The sequence below is a fragment of the Azonexus hydrophilus genome, assembly GCF_905120355.1.
GTDB lineage: Bacteria > Pseudomonadota > Gammaproteobacteria > Burkholderiales > Rhodocyclaceae > Azonexus.
The window spans coordinates 141,982-168,164 of the sequence record NZ_CAJHOB010000008.1; the positions used below are offsets into that span (position 1 = coordinate 141,982).

Below are 26,183 nucleotides of genomic sequence, written 5' to 3' on the forward strand. Positions count from 1 at the left end.
CGGTTACGCCGGACACAAGGACCACTGGAGCAAAGCTAGATGAGCGATTACCTCTTCACTTCCGAATCGGTGTCGGAAGGCCACCCGGACAAGGTTGCCGACCAGATTTCCGACGCCATTCTCGACGCCATCCTGTCGCAGGACAAGCATTCCCGCGTCGCTGCCGAAACCCTGTGCAACACCGGCCTAGTCGTGCTGGCGGGTGAAATCACCACCAACGCCAACGTGGACTACATCCAGGTGGCGCGCGACACGATCAAGCAGATCGGCTACGACAACACCGACTACGGCATCGACTACAAAGGCTGCGCCGTGCTCGTCGCCTACGACAAGCAGAGCCCGGACATCGCCCAAGGCGTCAATGCTGCTTATGACGACAACCTCGGCCAGGGCGCCGGCGACCAGGGCCTGATGTTCGGCTACGCCTGCGACGAAACGCCGTCGCTGATGCCGCTACCGATCTACCTGTCGCACCGTCTGGTCGAGCGCCAGGCCATGCTGCGCAAGGACGGCCGCCTGCCGTGGGCGCGCCCGGACGCCAAGTCGCAGGTCACCATCCGTTATGTCGACGGCAAGCCGTTCGCCATCGACACCGTGGTGCTGTCCACCCAGCATTCGCCGGATATCAGCCTGGATGCGCTGCGCGAGCAGACCATCGAAGAAATCATCAAGCCGGTGCTACCGAAGGAACTGATCAAGGGCGACATCAAGTACCTGGTGAATCCCACTGGCCGCTTCGTCATCGGCGGTCCGCAAGGTGATTGCGGCCTGACTGGGCGCAAGATCATCGTTGATACGTATGGCGGCTCCGCGCCGCACGGTGGCGGCGCCTTCTCCGGCAAGGACCCGTCCAAGGTCGACCGTTCCGCCGCCTATGCCACCCGTTACGTTGCCAAGAACATCGTCGCTGCCGGTCTCGCCTCGCGCTGCCAGGTGCAGGTGTCGTACGCCATTGGCGTCGCTGAACCGACCTCGATCATGGTTGAAACCTATGGCACCGGCAAAGTCAGCAACGAAACCCTGACGGCCTTGATCCGCAAGCATTTCGACCTGCGCCCGAAGGGCATCGTCAACATGCTCGACCTGCTGCGCCCGATTTACCAGAAAACTGCCGCCTACGGCCACTTCGGTCGCGACGAGCCGGAGTTCACCTGGGAAAATACTGATCGCGCCGCTTTGTTAAAAAACGATTCAGGACTGTAAAGAACTGCAAAATCGGTTTTTTTCAGCACGAACATGCTAAATTAATCACTTGTTATAAATTCATCAAGGCAGCTGCGGCTGCCTTGATGATATCCTGACGGTATATGCTGAAGAAAATCCCCGTTACCGAAATACGCCTTGGCATGCACATCCACGCCTTCTGTGGTGCATGGATTGATCATCCCTTCTGGCGTAACCGTTTCGTCCTGAAGGACCCGAAAGACCTCACTCTGATCCGCAACAGCGTGATCCGTGAGGTGTGGATCAATATTGATCTCGGCCTGGATGTCCCTGCGCAGCCAGAATCAGCCGCAGTCACCTACGAAACTGCTGCTGAAATTCCGGTAGAAGCGCCGCCCCCTCCGGAAAAAACCAGCTTTGCTGACGAGGTCAAGCGTGCCGGGCGCATCGTCGGCAAAGGCAAGGAAGCCGTCCTGTCGATGTTCCAGGAAGTCCGCATGGGCAAGGCCATCGAAGCCGAAGCCGCCGCCCCTCTGGTGGAAGAAATTTCCGATTCAGTACTCCGCAACCCGGGCGCCCTGATCAGCCTTGCCCGCCTGAAAACGGCCGACGATTACACCTACATGCATTCGGTGGCAGTGTGCGCCCTGATGATCGCCCTGGCCCGGCAACTGGGCCTGTCCGAGGAGGAAGTGCGCGAAGCCGGCATGGCCGGGCTGCTGCATGACATGGGCAAAGCCATGATCCCGCCAGAGATCCTCAACAAACCCGGGCGCCTGACCGACGCCGAATTTGACATCATCAAGAGCCATCCAGCCGAAGGACACCGCCTGCTCGAAGAAGGCAGCGGCGCCAGTGCTGCAGTCAAGGATGTCTGCCTGCACCACCACGAAAAGATCGATGGCACGGGCTACCCCAAGAATCTCACGGGCGACACCATGAGCCTGTTCGCCAAGATGGGCGCGGTCTGCGACGTCTATGACGCCATCACATCCAATCGTCCTTACAAGGATGGCTGGGACCCAGCCGAATCACTGCAACGCATGGCGAGCTGGAAGGGCCATTTCGATCCGACCGTATTTCAGGCCTTTGTCAAAAGCCTGGGCATTTATCCCATCGGCTCCCTGGTGCGCCTCGAATCAGGCAAACTCGGCGTCGTTGTTGAGCAGAATCCGCAGACACTGCTCAAACCGCGCCTGAAAGTGTTTTTTTCGACCAAATCACGCAGCTATATCGCACCGCAGGTGGTCGATCTGGCAAAAAGCGCGGAAAAAATCGTTGCCCGCGAAGACGCGGAAAAGTGGGGCATCACCGACGTCAATCGTTTCTGGGTCGCCGAAACACAATAAAGCCGGTTTATAATCCGCCCCCTACCGAGGAGCGCTGCAAGAGACCCCGTCTCTCAGGCTCGGTTCAAAACCGCGCTCACTGTCCAACCCTGCCGGGCGCAGGGGGTTCGGTGAGTTGAACACCGCCCCTCCCCGTCACAGTTATTCAGGAGCTTACTGTGGCTAACACCCAAGACTACGTCATTGCTGACATCAACCTTGCCGACTGGGGTCGCAAGGAAATCCGCATCGCCGAAGGCGAAATGCCGGGCCTGATGGCCATTCGCGAAGAATTCGCCAAGACCCAGCCGCTCAAGGGCGCGCGCATCACCGGTTCGCTGCACATGACCATCCAGACCGCCGTGCTGATCGAGACGCTGACCGCGCTCGGTGCCGAAGTCCGCTGGGCCTCGTGCAACATCTTCTCGACCCAGGATCACGCCGCCGCCGCCATCGCCGCCGCCGGCATCCCGGTCTTTGCCGTCAAGGGCGAAACCCTGGTCGATTACTGGGACTACACCCACCGCATTTTCGAATGGACCGACGGCGGTTACTCGAACATGATCCTGGACGACGGCGGCGACGCAACGCTGCTGCTGCACCTCGGCGCCAAGGCCGAGAAGGATCTTTCCGTGCTGGCCAAGCCGGGTTCGGAAGAAGAAACCATCCTGTTCGCCGCGATCAAGGCCAAGCTGGCCGTCGATCCGACCTGGTATTCCGTACGCCTGGCCCAGATCAAGGGCGTGACCGAAGAAACCACCACCGGCGTCCATCGCCTGTACCAGATGCATGCGCGCGGCGACCTCAAGTTCCCGGCGATCAACGTCAACGACTCGGTCACCAAGTCCAAGTTCGACAACCTCTACGGCTGCCGCGAATCGCTGGTCGATGGCATCAAGCGCGCCACCGACGTCATGGTCGCCGGCAAGATCGCCGTGATCTGTGGCTACGGCGACGTGGGCAAGGGTTCGGCGCAAGCCATGCGCGCCCTGTCGGCACAAGTCTGGGTCACCGAAATCGACCCGATCTGCGCGCTGCAGGCCGCCATGGAAGGCTATCGCGTCGTCACCATGGAATACGCCGCCGACAAGGCCGACATCTTTGTCACCACGACCGGCAACTTCCATGTCATCACGCACGACCACATGGTCAAGATGAAGAACAATGCCATCGTCTGCAACATCGGCCACTTCGACAACGAAATCGACGTCGCCTCGCTGGAAAAGTACCAGTGGGAAGAGATCAAGCCGCAGGTCGACCACGTGATCTTCCCGGACGGCAAGCGCATCATCCTGCTCGCCAAGGGTCGCCTGGTGAACCTCGGTTGCGGCACTGGCCATCCGTCCTACGTGATGTCCTCGTCGTTCGCCAACCAGACCATCGCCCAGATCGAACTGTTCACCAAAACCGCCGACTACCCGGTGGGTGTCTATACGCTGCCCAAGCACCTCGACGAAAAGGTCGCCCGCCTGCAGCTGAAGACGCTCAACGTGCAGCTGTCGACGCTGACGCAGCAACAGGCCGACTACATCGGCGTGCCGGTGGAAGGCCCGTACAAGGCCGACCACTACCGCTACTGATCGTCCGTAGCTGCCACCGAGGCCGCCCCGATGAGCATGAACTCCTTCCATGCCCGCCAGGGCGGTCGGCCTCAGCTGGCAAAAGCGGACGAAAAACCGGTCAAAACGCCGGTCGACCGTCACGGCCTGCTGCGCGCCGACGCCCTGCTGGTCCAGCGCGGACTGGCGGCGTCACGCACGCAGGCGCAGCGGGTGATCGGCGAAGGCCGGGTACGCGTCGACGGCAAGGCAATCGCCAAACCATCGCAGGAGCTGCCGGCCGACGCCAACCTCACCGTTGTCGAAGACGAAAGCGACCGCTACGTCTCGCGCGGCGGCCTCAAACTGGCCGGCGCCCTGGCGCACACCGGTCTGGCTGTCACCGGCAGGATCTGCCTCGACATCGGCCAATCCACCGGCGGCTTCACCGACTGCCTGCTGCAGGCCGGTGCCGGGCAAGTGGTCGGCGTCGATGTCGGTCACGGTCAACTGCACGCCAAGCTGAAAAACGACGCCCGCGTCACTGCACTCGAAGGCATCAACTGCCGCACGCTGACCGCCGTCGATCTCGGCGACGCCATGCCGGCCGGCGGTTTCGACCTGATCGTCGGCGACGTCTCGTTCATCTCGATGACCCTGGTGCTGCCGCAACTACCGGCGCTGCTCGCCGCCGACGGTGACTTGCTGCTGCTCATCAAACCGCAGTTCGAAGTCGGCCCGCACCACATCGGCAAGGGCGGCATCGTGCGCGACCCGACGCTGTACCGCGAGGTCGAAGGGCGCTTCCTGGAAATTGCCAAAAAACTCGGGTTGACCGCCAAAGCCTGGCTCGACAGCCCCATCACCGGCGGCGACGGCAACCGCGAATTCTTTATCTGGCTGAAAAAATGAACACCAATATCTCGATCGAATTCTTCCCGCCGCAGACGCCCGAAGGCGTGGAAAAGCTGCGCGCCACCCGGGCCGAACTGGCCAAGCTGAAACCCGAGTTCTTCTCGGTCACCTACGGCGCCGGCGGCTCGACCCGCGAGCGCACCTTCGCCATCGTTCGCGAGATCACCAGCGAAGGCTTCGACGCCGCGCCGCACCTGTCGTGCATCGGCTCGACGCGAGAATCGATCCGCGAAATCCTGGCCGAATTCAAGTCCGCCGGCGTCCGTCGCATCGTCGCCCTGCGCGGCGACCTGCCCTCGGGCATGGCCGAGGCCGGCGAGTTCCGCTACGCCAACGAACTGGTCGAATTCATCCGCGCCGAAACCGGCAGCCACTTCAGCCTCGAAGTCGCCGCCTACCCGGAATGGCACCCGCAGGCACGCAGCCCGAAGGACGACCTCGACGCCTTCGCGCGCAAGGTCAAGGCCGGCGCCAACTCGGCGATCACGCAGTATTTCTACAACGCCGACGCCTACTTCCACTTCGTCGACGAAGCACGCGCGCTCGGCGTCGACATCCCCATCGTGCCCGGCATCATGCCCATCGTCGGCTTCACCAAGCTGGCCCGCTTCTCGGACGCCTGCGGCGCCGACCTGCCGCGCTGGATGCGCAAGAAGTTCGAGAGCTTTGGCGACGACAGCGACTCGATCCGCGCCTTCGGCCTCGACCTGGTCACCGAGTTGTGCGAACGCCTGCTCAAGGGCGGCGCCCCGGGGCTGCACTTCTACAGCATGAACCAGTCGGCGCTGACCTGCGAAATCTGCCGCCGCCTCGGCCTCCCCCAAACGGCATGATCCTCCCGCCCCCGACGGAGGATTGCAAGCCAGCTTGCAGCACCGCCGCTGGCTTGTATTTTTTGCGGAAACACCATTTCCTGCGCCTGAAAAATAGACTGTCCTCTTTCCACAGGTTACAATCCGCGGCTTCCGCCCGTAGCTCAGCTGGATAGAGTACTGCCCTCCGAAGGCAGGGGTCGTGCGTTCGAATCGCGCCGGGCGGGCCAGAATGCTTATTCCCTGACGGCTCGAAGCGATGGCATTCGAGCCGTTTTGCTTGCCAGACCACTGGCCCCGCGATGTTTTGCGTTCCTTCACCGCTCCATGCGCCAGCTCCTGCTTGATCTGCTTCCCGACAATCCGCCGACGCTGAACAACTTCGTCGCCGGCCGTGACAATGGCGAGACCCTGGCGGCGCTGACGCTCTGGCTGACCACCGCCGACGAGACCTCGTTCTGCCTCTACGGCCTACCCGGCAGCGGCTGCAGCCACCTCCTGCGCGCCAGCGGCTGGCACTATGTCGACGCCCTGCACGACCCCGACCTGAACCAGCTGGGCGAACACCCTCGCGCTGCGGTTGATCACATCGAATCCCTCAGCATGACCGGGCAGATCGCTCTGTTCAACCGTTTCAACCACTGCAAGGCCAGTGGCGGCAAGTTGCTGACGGCCGCCCACCAGCCGCCAAGCGCCCTCACCCTGCGCGAAGACCTGCGCACCCGCCTCGGCTCCGGCCTGATTTACCGGCTGCAGCCCCTATCGGACAACGAAAAGATGACCGCCCTCAGCGCTCAGGCGGAAAGCCGCGCCCTGAAAATACCGATGGAAGCACTCACTTACCTGCTGCACCATGCACCGCGCGACATGCGAGCCTTATCTTCCCTGATCGTGGCACTCGACCGCTATACCCTCGAACACCACCGCGCCGTCACCGTGCCGCTGTTGCGCGAACTACTCATCCAGGAGAGATCTGCATGAATCTGGCGCTGTTTGACCTCGACAACACCCTGCTGGCCGGCGATTCCGATTTTGAATGGGGGCAATTCCTCATTTCCCGGGGCATCGTCGACCCTGAACTTCAGGCGGCGAAAAACGCGGCTTTCTATGCCGATTACAAGGCCGGCACCCTGGACATCGAGGCCTTCATGACCTTCCAGATGGGCCCGCTCAGCCACCATTCGCGTGCTGAGTTGAGCACCTGGCACGCCGAATTCATGGCCCAGCATATCCGCCCCATGATCGCGCCGGGCACCCGGGCGCTATTGGAGCGGCACGCCAACGATCTGTGCGTCATTATCACTGCCACCAACAGCTTCGTGACCGGGCCGATTGCACGCGAGTTGGGCGTTCCCCACCTAATCGCCTCCATCCCCGCCATCAACCGCCAGAGCGGCCGATTCACCGGCAGCGCCAGCGGCACACCGGCTTTCCAGGCGGGAAAAATCACACGCCTAGAAGACTGGCTGGAAAGTCAGGCACTGTGGTGGGACAGCTTCACGCACAGCTATTTCTACAGCGATTCGCACAACGATCTGCCGCTCCTGCAGCGCGTCAGCCAGCCGGTCGCCGTCGACCCGGACGACACGCTACGCCAGCATGCCCAGCAAATGGGCTGGCAAATCATCAGCCTGCGGTAAAATTGCCCTCTTTCCCGATACCTCCGACTTCGTGATCCGCAAGCTCATCTCCCGCGTCTTTCGCGGCAACAAGAAAAAGCCCGCTGCCGGCGCAGCCGCCATCATTCCGGTCGCCAGCCATGGCATTACCCGTGACCGCCTCTCCAGCGCCAGCCGCCGCACCTGCGAAGCCCTGCACAAAGCAGGTTTCCAGGCTTACGTCGTGGGTGGCGCGGTACGCGACCTGCTACTCGGCGCCGAACCCAAGGATTACGACGTCGCCACCAACGCCACACCGGAAGAGGTGCGCCGCTGCATCCGTCGCTCACGCATCATCGGCCGCCGCTTCCAGATCGTGCACGCGATGTTCGGGCAGGAAGTGATCGAAGTCACCACCTTTCGCGGCGAGCTTGACGCCAACACGAAAAAGGACGAACACGGCCGGGTCCTGCACGACAATGTCTTCGGCACGCAGCAGGAAGACGCCGCCCGCCGCGACTTCACCGCTAACGCACTCTATTACGACCCGGCAAGCGAAAACGTCATCGACTACCACCATGGTGTCGGCGATCTCAAGGCAAAGACGCTGCGCATGATCGGCGAACCGCGGGCACGTTACCGCGAGGATCCGGTGCGCATGCTGCGCGCGGTGCGGCTAGCCGCCAAGCTTGGCCTGTCGATCGACCCCGAAGCGCGCCGCCCCATCCGGGAAATGGCCAGCTTGCTGGAAAACGTCCCGGCGGCACGACTGTTTGATGAAATGCTCAAGCTGCTCACCTCCGGGCACGCCGTCAAATGCATCACCCAACTACGCGATGAAGGTCTGCACCACGGCCTGCTGCCGCTGCTTGACGTCATTCTCGAGCAGCCGATGGGCGAGCGCTTCGTCATGCTGGCGCTGGCCAATACCGACGACCGGGTGCAACGCGGCAAAGGCGCTTCGCCCAGCTTTCTCTTCGCCACCCTGCTCTGGCACGAAGTCCTGGCGCACTGGGAAAAACTCCAGCAGGCCGGCGAAGCAAAGATTCCAGCGCTCTTTCAGGCGATGGACACGGTACTCGATGTGCAGGGCGAAAAACTCGCCATCACCCGCCGCATTGCCGGCGACATCAAGGAAATCTGGTCATTGCAGCCGCGCTTCGAGCAACGGGCCGGCAAGCGCCCCTACGCCCTGCTCGAGCAGCCTCGCTTCCGGGCGGGTTACGATTTCCTGCTCTTGCGTGCCCAGGCCGGTGAAATCGCCAGCGAGATTGCTGATTGGTGGACTCGCTTCCAGAGTGTCGATGGCGAAGACCGCGCCCAAATGCTGCTGCCTGTTCCCGCCGATGAAAAAAAGCGGCGCCGGCGGCGCAAGAAACCCTCCAACTCGGTCTCCGGCACCAGCGCATGAGTCTGGCCTACCTTGCCCTCGGCGCCAACCTGGGCGACCCCGTGGCAACGCTGGCGGCCGCTTTTACGGCCCTCGAGCAGTTACCGGCAAGCACACTGCTGCGCCGCTCCTCGCTCTATCGTACCGCTCCGATCGGCCTGGCCGCGCAACCCGATTTCATCAACGCCGCGGCCTCGCTGTCCACCACCTTGATGCCACACGACCTGCTCCAGGCCTTGCAGGCCATCGAACAGGCCTTCGGCCGCCGCCGTGACATCCACAACGGCCCACGCACGCTGGATCTTGACCTGCTGCTCTACGATACCCAGGAAATCACCAGCCCGCAGCTTTGCGTGCCACATCCGCGCCTGCATTTGCGCGCATTCGTGCTGCAGCCGCTGGCTGAAATCGCTCCCGACCTGAGCATTCCCGGCCGTGGCAGCCTCACCGCCTGGCTGCCCGCCGTCGCCAACCAACGTATTGCCCGCCTATGAGTCTGTTTGGCCTTCCCGTACTGTGGCAGACAGTGATTCTGCTATCGATTGCCAATGTCTTCATGACGTTCGCCTGGTACGCCCATCTCAAGCACCTCAACGACAAGCCCTGGTGGATCGCTGCGCTCGTTTCCTGGGGCATCGCCCTATTTGAATACATGCTGCAGGTCCCGGCCAACCGTATCGGCCATGCTGAACTATCGCTGGCACAGCTGAAAATCCTGCAGGAAGTCATCACCCTGGCGATTTTCGTGCCTTTCGTCGTCTTCTACATGCAGCAGCCGCTCAAGCTTGACTACTTGTGGGCGGCCCTGTGTATCCTAGGCGCCGTCTATTTCGTCTTCAGGTCATAAATGTCCGCTCACACTCCCACTCGCCGCCTGACCCAGTCCGATCTCGGCAAGCTGCATGCTGCCGGCGAGAAGATCGTCATGTTCACCTGCTATGACGCCAGCTTCGCCCGGCTGCTCGAAGGCGCCGGTGTCGAATGCTTGCTTATCGGCGATTCGCTGGGCAACGTCATTCAGGGACACGACAGCACCCTGCCGGTCACTGTTGCCGACATTGCCTATCACACGGCGGCAGTCAAGCGCGGCTGCAACCAACCCTTCATCGTTGCCGACATGCCGTTTGGCAGCTATCAGGAATCACCCGAGCAAGCCTTCCGCAATGCAGCGACCCTGCTGGCAGCCGGCGCGCAGATGGTAAAACTGGAAGGCGGCGGCGACATGGCCGACACGGTGCGCTTTCTGGTCGAGCGCGGCATTCCGGTCTGCGGCCATCTCGGCCTGACACCGCAATCCGTGCATGCCATGGGGGGCTACAAGGTGCAGGGGAAAACAGCAGCGGCCGCCCAGCGCCTGCTCACTGACGCCAAGGCACTGCAGGCCGCCGGGGCCAGCATGCTGGTGCTGGAAGCCATTCCTGCCCCCCTGGCAGCACAGGTCACGGCGGCACTGGACATCATCACCATCGGTATCGGCGCCGGCAAAGACTGCTCTGGCCAGGTCATGGTGGTACATGATGCTTTCGATATCCCGCCCGGCAAGAAGGCCAAATTCGTCAGGAATTTCATGGCCGGAGCGAGTTCGCTGCACGATGCCGCCTGTCAAGCCGTGGCCGCAGTGAAAAGCGGCGACTACCCGGGGCCGGAACACACCTACGCCGCCTGAAGGCGGCGTCCTGCATTGCAATCCACAGTAACGAGGTTATCAGCGTGAAGGTCATTTCGAATATTGCAACACTGCGCCAGGAACTGTCACAACGCCGGCAGATCGTATTCGTGCCGACGATGGGCAATCTCCACGCCGGGCACATCAGTCTGATGGAGCAGGCGCGCGCGCATGGCGATACCGTCGTGGCCTCGATTTTTGTCAATCGACTGCAATTCGGCCCGAACGAGGATTTCGATACCTACCCGCGCACTTTCCAGGCCGATTGCGACAAGCTGACCAACGCTGGCGTCGATGTCTTGTTCGCCCCCAGCGAGCAGGATCTCTACCCAGAGCCGCAGGAATACTTTGTCGAACCTCCCGCCATTCAGAACGTGCTTGATGGCGAATTCCGCCCCGGGCATTTCCGTGGCGTTGCCACAGTGGTCAGCAAGCTGTTCAACTGTGTGCAACCGCAAGCTGCCCTGTTCGGCAAAAAGGATTACCAGCAGCTGATGATCCTGCGCAACATGACCCGCCAAATGGCCTTGCCGATCAAAATCATCGGTGGCGAAACCGTGCGAGCCGAAGACGGCCTGGCGTTGTCTTCGCGCAACGGTTACCTGAGCGCCGCCGAACGTGCCGAAGCACCGCGCCTCTACCGTTGCCTGCAGAACATGCGCGCGGCCCTACTCGCCGGCGAGGATGATTTCACCCGCCTCGAACGTAACGCCATCGACGAACTGGCAGCGCACGGCTGGCAAAGCGACTACATCGCCATCCGCCAGCAGGCCGATCTGGCCCCGGCTCGCAGCCTGAACACCCCGCTGGTGATTCTCGCCGCCAGTCGTCTGGGCGGCACCCGCCTGATCGACAACATTGAGATTTGACGCGGCCTGAAAGGCCATTTCCCGCACTTGAATCAGCGGTTGACAGCACGTCGATTGCCGTTACAATGCGCTTCCCCCAACCGTCTGGATGAGTCAAACCATGCAGAGAACCATGTTGAAATCCAAGTTGCATCGCGTGACCACGACTCACGCCGACCTGCACTACGAAGGCTCCTGCGCCATCGACGAGGATCTGCTTGAAGCGGCCAACATCAAGGAATACGAACAGATCGACATCTGGAACGTGAATAACGGCGAGCGCTTCACCACCTATGCCATCCGTGCCGAACGTGGCTCGGGCGTCATCTCGGTCAACGGCTCGGCCGCCCGCCGCGCTGCACCGGGTGACATCCTGATCATCGCCACCTTCGCCAGCTATAGCGAAGTCGAACTTGCCCGCCACGAACCCGACCTGATCTACGTCGATTCGCAAAACCGCATCGCCCGCCGCGGTCACAAGATTCCGGTGCAGGCTGCCGCCTGAACGCGGCGCCGTAGCCCATGTAGTCGTTCGGCTTTACCTGCCTAAAAAAGAAAGGCCCGCCTGTTGGCGGGCCTTTCTTTTTATGTAAAATCCATTAAATAATATTCAAAACCAATGGAGACAAGGCATGGATGCAATATTTGCCAAAACCGCCAAGGGCCACGCGGAAATCACCACCAAGGCGGGCGGGCTGACACCGCGCATCCGCCGCGTACTGATTTTCATCGATGGCAAGCGCACAGTAGAAGATCTGCGGAGCATGCTGACGGCTGACGATCTGCAGATCACCCTCGGCCGGCTGGAAGAAGAAGGGTACATTGAACTGATTCATGGTGCCGCCATTGCCAGCGCGCCGCCCCCTGCAGCAGCGGCCGCCTCGATCACCGCCTTCCGCCCGCTCCCTCCTGCGCCGGACCCGACGCATCTGCAACAAGCGCGCAATTTCATGACCAACACCCTCAACGCCTTCATCGGCACCATGGGGGCAAGCTCCTTGTTGCAGCGCATCAGTGAAGCGCAAACGCATGAGCATCTGCGCGAACTGTTCGACGAGTGGTTCCACACCCTGGTCAATTCACGCGAAGGCCGCCGCGAAGCCGAGGCCCTGCGCGGCAAACTGCTGCAAGTCATCTGACCTCTTCCGGAAACTCCGGCTGCCCCTATAATCAGGCTTTTTCCAAGGGGGCAGGCATGTTCGACTGGCGCGACTACGGCAATGGAATTTACGCCTTTGATGCAGGGTATGTGCGGCCGATTCTAGCGGCGATCCACTTGATCGTTGACCACGGGCGTGTCGCCTTCGTCGATACCGGCAGCAAGGATTCCCTCCCCAACGCCCGCCTTGCCCTGCAGAAACTGGGGCTCGATGCCAGCGCTGTCGATTACATCATCCTGACACACATCCACCTTGATCATGCCGGCGGCGCCGGGCATCTCATGCGCGAATTTCCGCAAGCCCGGCTGGTGGTGCATCCACGTGGCGCACGGCACATGGCCGAACCGGCCAAGCTGGTTGCCGGCGTCACCGCCGTCTATGGCGAAGAATATGTCGCCCGCGTCTATGGCGACATCCTGCCGATCCCGGCCGAACGCATCATCGAAGCCGGCGAAGGCACCCGCATTTCACTCGGCAGTCGCGAACTGCTCTGTCTCGATACGCCGGGGCATGCCCGTCACCACATCTGTATCGTCGACCAGACGGCCGGTGCCATCTTTACGGGCGACACGTTTGGCCTGTCCTACCGCGAACTGGATGTCGATGGGCGTCAGTTCATTTTCCCGACCACCTCGCCCAGCCAGTTCGAACCGCAGGAAATGCGGCGGTCCATCGAGCGCCTGCTCAGCTTCAAGCCGAGCGCAATGTACCTCACCCACTACGGGCAAGTACCGGAAGTAGAGCGGCAGGCTGCCGAATTACTACGCCACCTGGACTTTTCGGTGTCTCTGGCGCGCACTCACCAGCAGGCCGGCAGCGAACGCCACCAGCGCATCCACCGTGATCTCTGCGCCTACCTGCTGGCCGAAGTCCGCCGGCACGGCTGCACGCTGCCCGATGCCGAAGTGCTTGAACTCTGGGCCACCGATCTCGAACTCAACGCCCAGGGTCTCGGCGTCTGGCTGGATCAGCAGGCGGCCTGAGCACAGCAACGCCCCGGTTCTGTTTTCAGTCAAGGGCGATCCGGTTGATCGCCCAGCTGGCAGCGACCATGCCGAACACGGAAGTCACGCACACTGCCGAACCGAAGCCGGCGCAGTTCAGCCCCTGCGGCGCCGCGCCGGAAGTGTCGCAACGCTTGCCGTCCATGGCCGGATAGCGCAAAGGTTCGGTGGAATACACCGCCGCCACGCCAAACTTGCCCTGCCGGGGGAAAGCATGCTCGCGCCGCAATGAAGCACGCACCTTGGCCAGCAGCGGGTCCTGCGTGGTCTGGCTGAGATCGGCCAGACGAATCTGCGTCGGGTCCAGCTGCCCCCCTGCCGCACCGGCGACAACGACAGGCAAGCGCTGCCGGCGGCAATGCGCAATCATCGCCACCTTCACTCGCGCCTGATCGATGGCATCGATCACCACATCGAAATCTTGAGTCAATAATTCAGACAGGTTGTCGAGGGTGACGAAATCTTCGATGCAGGCGACCTGGCAGGCAGGATTGATGCCCATGATGCGCGTCGCCATCGCCGCCACCTTGGCCTGCCCATAGACATCGCCCAGAGCATGTAACTGGCGGTTGGTATTCGATTCCGCCACCATGTCCAGATCGATCAGCGTCAACCGGCCAACGGCCGTCCGCGCCAGGGCTTCGGCGGCCCAGGAGCCGACACCGCCAAGGCCGATCACCGCCACATGCGCTGCCTGCAGACGCAGCAACCCCGCTTCCCCATAGAGTCGGGCCACGCCGCCGAAGCGGCGCGAAAAATCAGGAGCTTCCGCCATCACGCCTCGATGGTCTTGCGAATCACGCTATTGAACGGCGCAATCCACTCCGGAGCGAACTGCTTGTCGCAGGCATTGATCTCGGCAATCGCACGCAACACCGAGCGGGTCTTGCCACGGTCGCTGTGCTTGAGCATCACCGCCTCGAAAGCATCGATGATGGCAAGAATCTTCGCCCCCGGACAAATCGCATCCCCCCGCAACTGCTGCGGATAGCCGCGTCCATCCGGCATTTCATGATGCTGCGCGACCATTTCCGCAGCCGCCATCCAGCCCGGCATGCGCTGCAGCAGCCCAGCCGCCAGCCCGGGATGACTATCCAGCAACTTCTTGTCGTCCTCCGTCAGGCGACCGACCTTCAACCAGGCTGCTTCAGGCAGGAACATCATGCCCACATCGTGCAGGTACACCGCCGCCTCCAGTTGCAGGACGTCAACCACGCTACCGCCGACCTTATTGGTCTCCAGCGCCAGACGCAGCACGCGCATGGTCCGCCCCTTGAATAGTGGCGAACGACTTTCGAGTTGCAGCGCCAATGAGCGGAAAAAGGCCAGATCCTCGTTGAGCCGCGCCTGCCCACTGGCCGCACGTCCCGCGGGCGCTGCCAGCAGCCCGCCGGCGCTGGGATTGAAACCGGTCACCGCCTGCACCAGTTCGGCGCAACGGCTGTCCAGCTGATCAACCGGAGCATTGGCCAGACCACCGAGATACTCCAGCAGGGTGGGCAGATGCAGATTGCCGGTCGAACGGCCATGCAGCAAGGCATCGGTGGCAAGTTCGAGCCGATCGATCGACAGCAGGATGGTTTCCGCCAGCAGGTCGGTGAAGGGAATTTCACCATCGCGGAAGCGTGACATCAGGGACTCGACCGGATGCGCGATGGCCACGCCCAGATCGAACTTGCACAAGGCTGCATCACCCTTGATGTTGTGAATGGCACGAAACAGATCGGCGGTCAGTTCCCGTTCGTTACCCCCCTGCCGCAAGCGCGCCACATCGCGTTCGATGGCAGGACTGCGGTCGTACAAGGCATCGGCAAACTCCTGCAGCATCTCCAGGTCAAGCCCGACATTGGTCATGTTTTCCTGCATAATCGGCTCCCCCGTCACTGTGCAGATCGATGGCTGCAGTGTAACAAAGAGCAGCCCCTCCGGCGCCGGCGATGTACCACAAGCAAACCGCCGCAACCGCCTCGCCGTGCACTCAATAAACCCTGTCCGCAAGAATCGACAAGGCATGCAATTCACTTCCGTCACTTTCGATCTCGATGGCACGCTGGTCGACAGCCTGCCTGATCTCTGCACAGCCTGTCAGCGAATGCTGCAGGAGCTTGGCTTGCCAAGCCGCAGCTTGGACGAGATCGGCCGTTTCGTAGGCGAGGGCATGGCCGTGCTGGTGGAACGCTGCCTGACCTTCGCTGCGCCACCGGATGCCGCACTGCTGGCGCGTGGCATCGCCACCTTCCGTCATCATTACGCGCTCACCAACGGCACCCTGACCCGCTGTTACCCGGGTGTGGAAGAAGCCCTGCACGCCTGGCAGGCCACCGGCATTGCGATGGCCGTAGTCACCAACAAACCAGAAGCGTTCACCCTGCAGTTGCTGGAGAAACTCGCGCTAACCCCCTTTTTCCCGGTCGTCGTCGGCGGCGACACGACCGCGCAGCGCAAACCACATCCCGCCCCGCTGCTGCACGCCTGCGCCACGATGGAGCGGGCGGTGGCGGGGAATCTGCACATCGGCGATTCCCGCCACGATATCGCTACCGCCCGCAACGCCGGTTGTGCCGTGTACGCCGTACCCTACGGCTACCACGGTGGCGAACCGCTGCGTGCCGACGAATGCGACGCCCTGGTGGCCGACATCGCCACCGCCTTGCGCCTGGCGCAATTGCCGGCGCGCTGAAGCCGGGCCGTCAGGCCATGCTCACCGCGCATTCCAGATTGAGCGATTGCAGCGGCGCGCTGTCCGCCACCGGGACTCCGGCCGACGCGCCATAACGTGCGGCCAGCAAACCGGCCTCGCGTTTGGCAGAGTAATTGCCCGCCACCGCACCGATCACGATCAGTGCGGGCGACTGCAGGTCGGCCGCTGCCACCTTCTCGGCCAGTTCCGCAATGGGCGCGGCCACGCTCCGCTGACCTCGCGTCGTCGCCGATTGCACCACCAGACCCGGCGTCGTCGCCGGCAGACCGTGCGCCATGAGTTGGGCGCAGACCTTCGGCAAGGCGGCCAGTCCCATGTACACCACCAGCGTCTGCCGCTCGCGGGCCAGCACATCCCAGTCGAGATCGAGCGAACCTTCCTTCAGATGGCCCGTCGTCAGCACCAGGGTGCAGGCATGCGCCCGGTGCGTCAGCGGTACGCCGGTGTAAGCACCGACAGCAGACGCCGTGGTCACCCCGGGGACAATCTCGAACGGAATCCCGGCCGCTTCCAGCGCCGCCATTTCCTCCCCGCCACGACCGAAAATGAAGGGGTCGCCACCTTTCAGACGCACCACGTGCAGGCCCTCGCGGGCGAGACTGACCAGCAGTTCATTGATGCGATCCTGCGGCAGGGCATGTCGCCCGGACTCCTTGCCGGCATACACCGTACGCGCCGCAGGAGAAATGAGCGCAATCACCTCATCACCGACCAGATTGTCGTACACCACCGCCTCCGCCTCGCGGATCAGGCGATAGGCGCGCAACGTGAGCAATTCCGGGTCACCCGACCCAGCACCCACCAGACTGACTTTACCGAGCATGATCTTTTCCCCCTTTTTCCATTGGCGCATTGCTTCCCACCGACTCAGTGACTGGTCCCTTCCGAGCGGGTGATTTTGTTGTGCAGATTGTACTTACCGACAGGTTTGTCCATCGGAATACGCTTGACCTCCTTGAGTGTCGCCGCATCAAACACGATCAGCGCCCCCCCTGCTGCCTTGCGCTCCCACAGGCTCGCCAATACGTAGCGCCCATCGCGCGTGAATTCGACATGCGCCAGCGTCTTGCCCGGTTCCGGGCGCAGGCGCGCCACGATCTCCAGTGTCTCCTTGTCGATGACCTGCAAGGTGTCGCGGTGTTCCCGGTGCATCATCGAATCGGTCCAGGCGTAACGGCTCTTTTCATGACTGCGCATGAAAAAGCCCGGCCCCAGGGTGGGAATGCTCTTGATCAGCTGCCAGTTGCCGGTGTCGATGATGCTGACCAGCCCTTCGTTCAGATTGGGCGTTGCCATCACGGTTTTCCCCTGCCAGGCCCAGGTAATGCCGGACCCCAGGTGTGGCATGCCGGGCAATTGCAGTTCGGCCACCTTCTTGCGCGCATCGAGGTTGATCACCTGTCCGCGGCCGCCTTCCCGCGAGGCACCCATCAGGTCGTTGTAATCCTGGGTGAAGAAAAAGTCGTCGAGATAACCCTCGGTCTTGGTGCGTTGCGGGTTGAGGAAGCCAGGGATGAAGGCCCCTTCCTTGTACTGGAAATCGTGCACCCAGCCGACCGCGATGTCCGGGTGTTTCGGGTCGTAGGAAATCTCCCAGACTTCGTTCACATCCTTCAGTGCGGCCACAAAACTCTGTCGCGGCGCGGCGTCGTACACCGCCGATACCCGCGAGCTGTGCTTGCCATCCTTGTCCGTCACCGGCAGCACGCGCACGGGCTTGAGGTCGCTGTCGAGAATCACCAGACTGTGCGGCAGGTAATTGGCGATGGCGACATAGTTGCCATCGCCCGAGACGGCTGCATTACGGGTATTGATGCCGGCCCGCACTTCAGCCACTGGCGTCAGGTTCCAGATGTCGTACTTGGTCACCCAGCCATCGCGCGAGGCGAAATAGACGAACCGCCCGTCCGGCGAGAACTTCGGTCCACCGTGCAGGGCAAAGCGGGACTGAAAGCGGTGGATGGGCTCAAGCGTGTCGCCATCGAGAATGGACACGTGATGATCGCCACTTTCGACAACGATGAAGAGATTCATCGGGTCGGCCTTGAAGGAAGGCCGGTGGGGCAATTGCTTCGCATCGGCATGAACGATGTGCGATGCCTTGATATCGGCTTCATCCCAGCGCGGACTAACCACTGGCGGCGTGTAGATATAGGCCTGCAAGGCATCGATTTGCGCAGCGTCGAGATGCTTGGCGAAACCTTCCATCTGCGTCGCCGGCCGGCCTTCGGCGATCACCTTGCTGGCTTCACCCTTGCGCAAGCGCCCCAGATTTTCCGGCAGCAGCGCCGGCCCCATGCCGCCGAGGCGGTCAACACCGTGGCAACTGGCGCAATGCTTCTGATACAGCGCCGCAGTATCGTCTGCCGCCAGCGCGGGAGCGGCCACGGCGGCGAACAGCAGCGCCAGGAAGGTCCACCTGGCGGCGACTGGGGTGATTTTTCCGGGGTGATTGCGCGAGCACATGGGGTTTCCTTTGGGTAGCCTGGTTCAGGCGGCGATTTCGGCGTCGGTCAGATAGCAACCGGGATCTTCCGCCCACAGGTTGCCGGTCAGTTGCTGTGCCCGCACCCGGGTGTTGCCATTGCAGATCGCCAGATGCGCACAGCCGGCACAGCGCCCCTCGACCGGACGCGGGCGCTGTTTGAGCCCGGCCATCAGGGGATCAGACAGATCGGCCCAGATAGCGCCAAACGCCTTGTCCCGCACGTTGGCGAGCGGGTAGTGCCACCACATGGTGTCGGGATGCACGACGCCCAGGTTGTCGATATTGGCCACATTCTGGCCGGAAGCATTGCCACCCCACTGGCGCAGCTTGCCGGCAATGTGCTCGGCCTGCTGCGGAAAATGCCGGCGCACCCAGTGCAGGAAGAACGGCCCGTCGGCATCGTTGTTACCGGTGGTGAATTCCTTGTGCACACCCCGCCGACGATAGGCGAGACAGGTGTCGAACAGCAATTCCATCGCCTGGCGCGTCAGTTTGTGCTGCGCGTCTTCGGCACGATTTTTATTACCGCGCCCGGCATAGTTGAGGTGGGAAAAATAGAAACGATCGATCCCCTCATCCTCGACCAGTTGCAGCAGGCCGGGCAAATCGTCGGCATTGTCGCGTGTCATGGTGTAGCGCACGCCAATCTTCAGGCCATGGTCACGGCACAGGCGAATGGCGTGCAAGGAGGCATCAAAGGCCCCCTGCTGCTGGCGGAAACGATCGTGCGTCGCGCCTAGGCCATCGAGCGAAATGCCGACGTAGTCGAAATCACACTCGGCAATGGCGGCAATATTGCTTGCATCGATCAGCGTGCCATTGGACGACAGCGCGACATAAAAGCCCATGCTTTTGGCACGCCGAGCAATGGCGTAGATGTCCGGATGCAGCAGCGGCTCGCCACCGGAGAGAATCAGCACCGGGACGCGGGCGGCCTTGAGATCATCCTGCACACGGTAGATTTCCTCGGTACTCAACTCGCCCGGGAAATGCGTATTGGTCGACACCGAGTAACAGTGGCGGCAGGTCAGGTTGCAGCGGCGCAGCAGGTTCCAGATCACGACCGGACCCGGCGGCGAGCGATGCGGCCCGACGGGCGTCGGAGTGTCGATTTCGGCGATGAACTGACTGATACGAAACATGCCTACTCCTGTCAGGCGGTGAGCCGCAGCCCGGTTTTCTTGAGGATCTGGGTGGAAAACAGCACATCACTGCTGCGACAGGCTTCCCCCAGAAGCGCGCGCACTTCTTCGACGTGCACCATGACTTCGTCCCGGTTGCCGCCATGCAGCATGGCAAACAGGTTGTACGGCCAGTCGGGCAGATGGCGCGGCCGGCGGTAGCAGTGGGTGACGAAAGGCAGCTGGCCGATGCGCTCGCCCAGGGCATCGACCACGGCATCGTCGACATCCCACACGCTCATGCCATTGGCGCTATAGCCGATGGCGTAGTGATTGGGCACCACGCCGATGCGCCGGATCACGCCGCGGGCAAGCAGATCCTCAATGCCGGCGAGGACTGTCGCCTCGTCGCAACCCAGGGTCCGCGCCAGTTCGGCATAAGGTTCCGGGGTCAGCGGCAGGCCCTGCTGGGTCGCCAGGATCAGGCGACGCGCGAAATCATCCATAGCGCCCCCCGCGGCTGGCCAGCTTCATTTCCACGAAATATTCCTTTTCCTTGGGAAAAGCATGCACCCTCAGGCCGGTACCGGCTTCGATGCAGGCAATTGCCTCGGCAATCCCTGCCGGAGTTTCGGTCGCCAACACGAACCACATATTGAAACGATGCTCACGCCGATAATTGTGTGCCACCTGCGGCAGCGCATTGACCACCGCCAGCACCCGCTCCCAGTCGGCTTCCGGAACTTCCAGCGCCGCCAGCACGAAGGCACCACCCACCCGCTCGACCTGGAACAGCGGCCCGAAACGCGTCAGCACGCCGCGCTGCAACAGATTTTTGATGCGCGCAATCAACTCGCTTTCCTGCATACCCAGACGGGCAGCCGCCACCGCATAGGGGTGGGAACACACGGGAAAACCGCCCTGCAAGTGATCGATGATGCTGCGCTCCAGCGGATCGAGGGCCATGGCGTCAGACATAGCGCGCCCCCGTCTGCTTGAAACACTGGCGGGAAAAAAGCACGGCGTGCGCCGTGTCATGCAGGGCGTGACGCGCACGCAAGGCAGTGATGGCCGCCTCCACCGCGCTCCGGCACTGGCCGTGGATCATGCAGAAGAGGTTGTACGGCCACTGCGGCAGGTGGCGCGGGCGGCGGTAGCACAAGGTCACCGCATCTTCCTGCGCCAGTTGCGCTGCCACGGCATCCACCGCATGGTCGGGAATGTCATGCACCAGCATGGCATTGGCGGCAAACCCCAGTTCGCGGTGGCGGACCACCACACCCAAGCGGCTGATCGCGCCGACTGCCAGCCAGTCCGTCAGTTGCTGCACGAATTCCGTTTCCGGCAGCGCGCAGTCTGCCGCCATGTGGTGATACGGCGCACTGACCAGGGGCAGGCCTTCCTGCAGCCGGGCCAGGATGGTTTTCTGCTGCGCCGACAGGGATTGCACCGCGGCCGCTACGCTGCGCTGCCGGGGCCTGGCGCCACCGCACAGGGGAAAACCCAGGTCGATGTGGTAGGCCTTTTCCATCGGCAGCGACAAGGTCGCCAGACCACTTTGCATTTCGATCTGGCGCAACGTCTGAGTCAGCGCCCCGCTGTCGCCCGCCGTCAGCACGAACCACAGGTTGTACGCGTGTTCACGCTGGTAGTTGTGGTTGACACCGGGAAACGCATTCACCAGCCCGGCCACCTCCGCCAGACGCGCTGCCGGCACGGCCATCGCCACCAGGGTCGAGGCACCGAAACACCCCGGGCGCAGCACGGCGCCAATGCGCGAGATGCGCCCGTCGGCGTGCATGTGCTGCAGCTGCTCGATCACCCTGTCTTCTGTACATCCCAGCGTCGTGGCCAGCGCGGCAAAAGGCCGCGCCACCAGGGGAAAGTCACGCTGGTAATCGTTGAGCAGACGGAAGGTGAGTTCGGATGTCATTTAGAAGCCAATACGGTGGGCGCGGCTGGAAAAGAAAATTCCCGAGGGCGCGTCGGCCTTAATGTCCCCGATCTGAGTAAGGGTTTCCGTGCTGTAAATCAAAATTTTGTGATCATCGCGTGCCGACAGCCAGACATGTTCGCCGCGCGGGGTAAATTCCATGTGCAGGATGCCCTTGCCCGGTTCCAGTTGGCTCACCACCTTGCCCTGCAGGGTATCGATGACATCGATCTTGCTGTAATCGGGGAAAGAGAAATTGACCCAGATCTGCCGCCCATCCGGTCGCGCCATGACAAACACCGGCTGGCCGCGTACCGGAATCCGCCCGACTTCCTGCCAGGTCGTGGCATCGACCACCAGCACTTCATGCCGCCCGACCGCCGGCAGATACACCTTGCCCTGCGCCATGGTCCAGCCACGCAGGTGCGGCATCTTGTACACCGGCAAACGCTCCTCACCGCGCCCATAGTTCTGCAGTATCTTGCGCGCGCCCCGGTCGGTCTGCCACAGATCAAGCAGGGCAATGCCGTCTTCACCGAACAGGCCGGCCATGAAATAGCGGCCATCGGGCGTCACCAGGCCATCGTAGGGGTTCTTGCCGGCCGGGAAGCGTTGCGTCTGCGGCTGGCGTGGATTGCTGAAATCGGTGACCCAGATTTCACCCGCCTCGAACAGCGCATAAGCGAATTTGTTGCCGGCAGTGTCGGCCAGACCAACCACCTTGGAAAACTGCCCCGGCGCATACTCGGCCGGCACTTCCGACAGCAGCTCCAGCGTTTCCGCATCGAAGGCCTTGATGCCGCCCGGTGTGTAGTTCTGCGCCACCACGATGCGTCCATCCTGCGAGATCGAACCGCCAATGGCGTTGCCGCTCTGCACCACCCGCTTGACCACCCGTGCTTCCAGCATGTCGATCTTGCTCAGCGCACCGTCGCGCCCGAAGACATAAGCGTAGCGGCCATCGCGCGAATACACGGCGGAGGCATGCGATAGATCGCCCAGACCGCCGATGCGGGCATAGGGCTGGCGGCTAGTGGTGCTGGCCAGGGTGACATGGCCGCTGGCGCGTTCGATGATGAGTACCAGATCGCCGGTGGCGCGCGGCGCGGTCGGCGCCGTGCTGGCACAGCCCAGCAACAGGGTGACGAAAAACAGGACGAGCAGGCGACGCATGGACACACCCCTGGCAAGAAATGGCTGCACACAGCCAGTGAAAAAACGATGGGCCACGCCCATCAGCGCATTACTCGGGGAAACCGGCCAGCAGACGCTCGACGATCCAGGTCGCCTCGGCTTCCGTCAGGAACCGCTGCCAGGGCGGCATGGCCGTGCCGTGGCGACCGTGGTAAATGGTCGCCGCCAGACCTTCGGCGGATTTTTCCTGCAGATCCGCCGGTAGCAGCGCCGGCCCCAATCCGCCCTGCAAGCTCATGCCATGGCAGGAGCCGCACTCCTGGCGCACCATGTGCACCAGCTGGCGCTGGCGTTCCATGCCGGGCACGGCAGCCGTTTCCGCCGCGGCACCGCTGGCCTCTGCGGTTGCCTGAAACAGCATCAGCAGGGCCCCGGCCAGCGCCAGCGTGGATCGCGCCAGCCAGCGCCAGGCCGCCTTGCGGCGTAACGCCGCCCTAGAACTTCTTGGCCTTGACATCGCCCTCTGCTCCCAGACCAATCGTATGACCGAAGGAAACATGGTGGAAACGACCGGCAGCATGGTCTGCATGCACGGCAATACCGAAATGCACCGTCGGGCTGGCAGGCAATTTACGACTGAAGGTCACCGTCCAGGTATCGCCCTGCTTGGCACCCTCGGCCTTGACGCCGGCCTGGCCGCCTTCCATGCGGCGCTGATCGGTAATGCTGCCGTCCGCCACCTTGCCGGAACTCGCCCACTGCATCAATTCATAGGCACCGGCGCTGGTGTATTTGGTCTTGTCCTTGCCGTCCGGCATGGTCCTGGCGTCCTGGTGGCAGGTTGCCCAGCAGCCGACCTGCTCAGCCATCGGCACTTCGGCATTGGGGAACAGCACGGTGGCCTTCACTGCATTGTCCTTGTCCGACTTGTCGATCCCGCCCGCCGGCGCCTTGAAGCTCATGCGCACGTACAGCTGCCCCGCATCGTAAGCCGCCTGCACCTGGACCGGGAAAGCGCGCACCGCTGGCCCGCCCTTGGGGTCCAGCTCGCCCGCCATACGTTCTAGATCGACGTTGATCTCGCCATTCTCGACGTGGCACCCCGCACAGCTTTCACCCCGGCTCAGACCCCGGCTGCCGCCATGTTTGCCCTTGCTCTCGATCCACTCCCACGGGGTCACGCCCGGGTGGAACACATGAATGGTCGTAGCCGGCACCGAAGTCCAGTCCGGCGCTGCGAACGCCAGGGGAGACAAGCTCAAGCCGCCCACCAGGACAGCCGCCGCGTGCAATGCATATCTCATCATTCACCTCTCACAGAATAAATCCCCACGGACAAGAGATTACGGGGGCTTGCGCCCCCGTCTCCTTGCTTCACATCAAAAGCACAACAGGCTTAGTAGATGTCGTGCTGGGTGTTGTAAACGTTGAACTTGCCGGTCGGGGTAATCATCTTCGGATCGGTGATCACCTTCTTGACCTTGAGCGTCGTGTCGTCATACACCACGATGGCCGACTGGTCGGTCTTGCCACCCCACAGCGAGATCCACACTTCCTTGCCGTCCTTCGAGTATTCCGGATGCACGGCGCGCTTGACGGCCTTGGTCGGCGGCAGACCGGAGTCCTTGGCGACGTTGAGGATGGCCTTGGGTTTAGACAGATCGGCCATGTCCCAGACGGCAACCGATTCCGCCAGATCCTTGTCCGGGTTCTGCGGCGCGTCGGCCCAGAAGTGCTTCGACACCGGGTGCGTCTTCACGAACAGGTTGCCCGGCACGTGTTTGATCTCCTGCACCACCTTCCAGTTGTACTCCTTGTACTTGGCAAACTTCGGATCATCGGACGGCGTCGAGATCAGCGTCACGACATCCGCGCCGAGGTGACCGGTCGCCCACACCGGACCATATTGCGGATGCACGAAGTTGGCGCCACGGCCCGGGTGCGGGATCTTGGCGACATCGACCAAGGCGGCCAGCTTGCCTTCCTTGGTATCGACCGCCGCAATCTTGTTGGAGGCATTGGCGGCCACCAGGAAGTAGCGCTTGGAGGCATCCCAGCCGCCGTCATGCAGGAACTTGGCGGAAGCGATGGTGGTGGTCTTCAGGTTTTCGATGTCGGAGTAATCCACCAGCAGGATCTGGCCGGTTTCCTTGATGTTCACCACCCATTCCGGCTTGATGAAGGAGGAAACGATGGAGGCCACGCGCGGTTCCGGATGGTATTCGCCATCGACCGTCATGCCGCGGGTGGACACCACCTTGCGCGGTTTCAGGGTTTCGCCGTCCATGATGACGAACTGCGGCGGCCAGTAGGAACCGGCAATCGCGTACTTGTCTTCAAAGCCCTTGAACTTCGAGGTATCGACCGAACGGGCATCGAAACCGATCTTCAGCTCGGCAACCACGGCCGGTTTTTCCATCCACAGGTCGATCAGCGACAGACGACCGTCGCGGCCAATCACGTAAACGTAGCGACCGGACGCGGACAAGCGCGAGATATGCACGGCGTAGCCGGTTTTGACGATGGAACGGATTTCCTTGGTGTCGCCGTCGATCAGGGCCACTTCGCCCGTGTCGCGCAGGGTGACGGAGAAGATGTTTTCAAGATTGATCTTGTTCATCTGCTTGGTCGGGCGCTTTTCCACCGGCACGATCAACTTCCAGGAATCCATCGTCTCCTTGAGGCTGTATTCCGGCGGCACATCCGGCACATTCTGGATGTAACGCGACATCAGATTGATTTCCTGTTTGGTCAGGATGTCGTCGAAGTTCACCATGCCGCCATCGGTACCGAAGGCGATGATCTTTTCCAGACGATTCTGGCCCAGCTTGAGCGTACCCCCTTCGGTCACCTTGCCGCTGGCATCCTTCTTCGTCCAGTGCGGCTCCAGGTTCTTGCCGGTGGCGCCTTTACGCAGCACACCGTGACACCCGGCGCAACGCTCGAAGTAAATCTTCTTGGCCTGCTCCTTCTCGGCATCGGTCATGGCCGGCGCTGCCGACTGAGCAAAGGCCGAGCTCATGGCACCTGCCATGACGGTCAAAGCGAGTACCCCTAGCGACTTCATCTTCATGTCTACTCTCCTGTATTAAATCGAATTTATTGCGACCGAACCCCCGGAGCAATGCGCTCAAGTTTCCCGGCGGACCCCCCTGGTGTCTTTGATGATTCCTAAATCACACCACCCGAATTAGGGTTTTTTCCGCTTTTTCCGCTCCCGTTCCGCCTGATTTGATTTGCCTCAAACCCGCATGGCACAAGGATTCCCAAGGCCTGGCCTTCCTTGATGCGCATCATGGAATCCCCCTCTCACGGCGCCGAGAATCCGGTCACCGTCACAAAGGAGGGCACCATGAGCGGTATTTTTACGAAATCGATGGCAC

The 26,183-nt window shown here is 62.1% G+C and carries 28 protein-coding genes, 1 tRNA gene and 1 riboswitch; of the genes, 17 read left to right on the forward strand and 12 right to left on the reverse strand.

Annotated elements, in window-relative coordinates:
- The first annotated feature begins 39 nt into the window (after window positions 1-39).
- From metK to JYJ39_RS08380, 16 genes are all read left to right on the forward strand, one after another.
- Window positions 40-1,203, forward strand: a complete 1,164-nt coding sequence (gene metK, locus JYJ39_RS08305) for a methionine adenosyltransferase (RefSeq protein ID WP_205203550.1) — start codon at window positions 40-42, stop codon at window positions 1,201-1,203.
- A gap of 104 nt (window positions 1,204-1,307) precedes the next feature.
- Complete coding sequence (locus JYJ39_RS08310) at window positions 1,308-2,513, forward strand: HD-GYP domain-containing protein (protein ID WP_205203552.1); 1,206 nt, start codon at window positions 1,308-1,310, stop codon at window positions 2,511-2,513.
- A gap of 20 nt (window positions 2,514-2,533) precedes the next feature.
- Window positions 2,534-2,598, forward strand: a riboswitch (S-adenosyl-L-homocysteine riboswitch).
- 73 nt (window positions 2,599-2,671) lie between these two features.
- Window positions 2,672-4,072 carry an adenosylhomocysteinase gene (ahcY, locus tag JYJ39_RS08315; RefSeq protein WP_205203554.1) on the forward strand — a complete coding sequence of 467 codons (1,401 nt, stop codon included), beginning with the start codon at window positions 2,672-2,674 and terminating at the stop codon, window positions 4,070-4,072.
- Between the two features lie 30 nt (window positions 4,073-4,102).
- Window positions 4,103-4,942: a TlyA family RNA methyltransferase gene (locus tag JYJ39_RS08320; RefSeq protein ID WP_205203556.1), complete on the forward strand. Its 840-nt coding sequence runs from the start codon at window positions 4,103-4,105 to the stop codon at window positions 4,940-4,942.
- Window positions 4,939-5,778 carry a methylenetetrahydrofolate reductase [NAD(P)H] gene (gene metF, locus JYJ39_RS08325; RefSeq protein ID WP_205203558.1) on the forward strand — a complete coding sequence of 280 codons (840 nt, stop codon included), beginning with the start codon at window positions 4,939-4,941 and terminating at the stop codon, window positions 5,776-5,778. Before JYJ39_RS08320 ends, metF begins: the two co-directional genes overlap by 4 nt.
- A 132-nt stretch (window positions 5,779-5,910) precedes the next feature.
- A tRNA-Arg gene (locus JYJ39_RS08330) sits at window positions 5,911-5,987 on the forward strand.
- 97 nt (window positions 5,988-6,084) lie between these two features.
- Window positions 6,085-6,738: an HdaA/DnaA family protein gene (locus JYJ39_RS08335; RefSeq protein ID WP_205203559.1), complete on the forward strand. Its 654-nt coding sequence runs from the start codon at window positions 6,085-6,087 to the stop codon at window positions 6,736-6,738.
- Entirely contained in the window at window positions 6,735-7,397 is a 663-nt protein-coding gene (locus tag JYJ39_RS08340; RefSeq protein ID WP_205203560.1) for an HAD family hydrolase, read from the forward strand. The genes JYJ39_RS08335 and JYJ39_RS08340 overlap by 4 nt, the downstream gene beginning before the upstream one ends.
- Before the next feature lie 31 nt (window positions 7,398-7,428).
- Complete coding sequence (pcnB, locus tag JYJ39_RS08345; RefSeq protein WP_205203608.1) at window positions 7,429-8,766, forward strand: polynucleotide adenylyltransferase PcnB; 1,338 nt, start codon at window positions 7,429-7,431, stop codon at window positions 8,764-8,766.
- Window positions 8,763-9,239 carry a 2-amino-4-hydroxy-6-hydroxymethyldihydropteridine diphosphokinase gene (gene folK, locus JYJ39_RS08350; protein ID WP_205203561.1) on the forward strand — a complete coding sequence of 159 codons (477 nt, stop codon included), beginning with the start codon at window positions 8,763-8,765 and terminating at the stop codon, window positions 9,237-9,239. Before pcnB ends, folK begins: the two co-directional genes overlap by 4 nt.
- Window positions 9,236-9,592, forward strand: a complete 357-nt coding sequence (locus JYJ39_RS08355; RefSeq protein WP_205203562.1) for a DMT family protein — start codon at window positions 9,236-9,238, stop codon at window positions 9,590-9,592. The genes folK and JYJ39_RS08355 overlap by 4 nt, the downstream gene beginning before the upstream one ends.
- Window positions 9,593-10,411, forward strand: coding sequence for a 3-methyl-2-oxobutanoate hydroxymethyltransferase (gene panB, locus JYJ39_RS08360; protein ID WP_205203563.1), 819 nt, complete (start codon window positions 9,593-9,595; stop codon window positions 10,409-10,411).
- Between the two features lie 44 nt (window positions 10,412-10,455).
- Window positions 10,456-11,280, forward strand: a complete 825-nt coding sequence (gene panC / locus JYJ39_RS08365; RefSeq protein ID WP_205203564.1) for a pantoate--beta-alanine ligase — start codon at window positions 10,456-10,458, stop codon at window positions 11,278-11,280.
- A 112-nt stretch (window positions 11,281-11,392) separates the two neighbouring features.
- Window positions 11,393-11,764 carry an aspartate 1-decarboxylase gene (panD, locus tag JYJ39_RS08370; protein ID WP_275887965.1) on the forward strand — a complete coding sequence of 124 codons (372 nt, stop codon included), beginning with the start codon at window positions 11,393-11,395 and terminating at the stop codon, window positions 11,762-11,764.
- Window positions 11,765-11,891: 127 nt separating this feature from the next.
- A complete protein-coding gene (locus JYJ39_RS08375) occupies window positions 11,892-12,398 on the forward strand; it encodes a hypothetical protein (RefSeq protein ID WP_205203568.1) in 507 nt (168 codons plus the stop codon).
- Window positions 12,399-12,454: 56 nt separating this feature from the next.
- Window positions 12,455-13,402, forward strand: a complete 948-nt coding sequence (locus JYJ39_RS08380) for an MBL fold metallo-hydrolase (RefSeq protein WP_205203570.1) — start codon at window positions 12,455-12,457, stop codon at window positions 13,400-13,402.
- Window positions 13,403-13,427: 25 nt separating this feature from the next.
- Here JYJ39_RS08380 and tcdA read toward each other — a convergent pair whose 3' ends face one another.
- Both tcdA and JYJ39_RS08390 read right to left on the reverse strand, forming a co-directional pair.
- Window positions 13,428-14,198 carry a tRNA cyclic N6-threonylcarbamoyladenosine(37) synthase TcdA gene (gene tcdA / locus JYJ39_RS08385; protein ID WP_205203572.1) on the reverse strand — a complete coding sequence of 257 codons (771 nt, stop codon included), beginning with the start codon at window positions 14,196-14,198 and terminating at the stop codon, window positions 13,428-13,430.
- Window positions 14,198-15,289: an HD-GYP domain-containing protein gene (locus tag JYJ39_RS08390; protein WP_205203574.1), complete on the reverse strand. Its 1,092-nt coding sequence runs from the start codon at window positions 15,287-15,289 to the stop codon at window positions 14,198-14,200. Before JYJ39_RS08390 ends, tcdA begins: the two co-directional genes overlap by 1 nt.
- 145 nt (window positions 15,290-15,434) lie before the next feature.
- Between JYJ39_RS08390 and gph the strand changes: the two genes are divergently transcribed.
- Window positions 15,435-16,103, forward strand: a complete 669-nt coding sequence (gene gph / locus JYJ39_RS08395; protein WP_205203576.1) for a phosphoglycolate phosphatase — start codon at window positions 15,435-15,437, stop codon at window positions 16,101-16,103.
- 10 nt (window positions 16,104-16,113) lie between these two features.
- Here gph and cobA read toward each other — a convergent pair whose 3' ends face one another.
- The 10 genes from cobA to JYJ39_RS08445 all read right to left on the reverse strand — a co-directional run bounded on the left by cobA (window position 16,114) and on the right by JYJ39_RS08445 (window position 25,873).
- Complete coding sequence (gene cobA, locus JYJ39_RS08400; protein ID WP_240189600.1) at window positions 16,114-16,947, reverse strand: uroporphyrinogen-III C-methyltransferase; 834 nt, start codon at window positions 16,945-16,947, stop codon at window positions 16,114-16,116.
- Between the two features lie 44 nt (window positions 16,948-16,991).
- A complete protein-coding gene (locus tag JYJ39_RS08405; protein ID WP_205203580.1) occupies window positions 16,992-18,590 on the reverse strand; it encodes a cytochrome D1 domain-containing protein in 1,599 nt (532 codons plus the stop codon).
- Window positions 18,591-18,614: 24 nt separating this feature from the next.
- Window positions 18,615-19,754 (reverse strand): heme d1 biosynthesis radical SAM protein NirJ, encoded by a 1,140-nt coding sequence (gene nirJ / locus JYJ39_RS08410; RefSeq protein ID WP_205203582.1) that lies wholly within the window; start codon window positions 19,752-19,754, stop codon window positions 18,615-18,617.
- An 11-nt stretch (window positions 19,755-19,765) separates the two neighbouring features.
- Window positions 19,766-20,239, reverse strand: a complete 474-nt coding sequence (locus JYJ39_RS08415; protein ID WP_205203584.1) for an Lrp/AsnC family transcriptional regulator — start codon at window positions 20,237-20,239, stop codon at window positions 19,766-19,768.
- A complete protein-coding gene (locus JYJ39_RS08420) occupies window positions 20,232-20,711 on the reverse strand; it encodes an Lrp/AsnC family transcriptional regulator (RefSeq protein WP_205203585.1) in 480 nt (159 codons plus the stop codon). The genes JYJ39_RS08415 and JYJ39_RS08420 overlap by 8 nt, the downstream gene beginning before the upstream one ends.
- Complete coding sequence (locus JYJ39_RS08425; RefSeq protein ID WP_205203586.1) at window positions 20,704-21,666, reverse strand: Lrp/AsnC family transcriptional regulator; 963 nt, start codon at window positions 21,664-21,666, stop codon at window positions 20,704-20,706. Before JYJ39_RS08425 ends, JYJ39_RS08420 begins: the two co-directional genes overlap by 8 nt.
- Window positions 21,667-22,839: a cytochrome D1 domain-containing protein gene (locus JYJ39_RS08430; RefSeq protein ID WP_275887966.1), complete on the reverse strand. Its 1,173-nt coding sequence runs from the start codon at window positions 22,837-22,839 to the stop codon at window positions 21,667-21,669.
- A 70-nt stretch (window positions 22,840-22,909) separates the two neighbouring features.
- Complete coding sequence (locus tag JYJ39_RS08435) at window positions 22,910-23,317, reverse strand: c-type cytochrome (protein ID WP_240189601.1); 408 nt, start codon at window positions 23,315-23,317, stop codon at window positions 22,910-22,912.
- Entirely contained in the window at window positions 23,295-24,107 is an 813-nt protein-coding gene (locus JYJ39_RS08440) for an ethylbenzene dehydrogenase-related protein (RefSeq protein ID WP_240189602.1), read from the reverse strand. Before JYJ39_RS08440 ends, JYJ39_RS08435 begins: the two co-directional genes overlap by 23 nt.
- An 89-nt stretch (window positions 24,108-24,196) precedes the next feature.
- The gene (locus JYJ39_RS08445; RefSeq protein ID WP_205203588.1) at window positions 24,197-25,873 is read right to left on the reverse strand and encodes a cytochrome D1 domain-containing protein; all 1,677 of its coding nucleotides are present in this window, start codon (window positions 25,871-25,873) and stop codon (window positions 24,197-24,199) included.
- Between the last annotated feature and the right edge of the window lie 310 nt (window positions 25,874-26,183).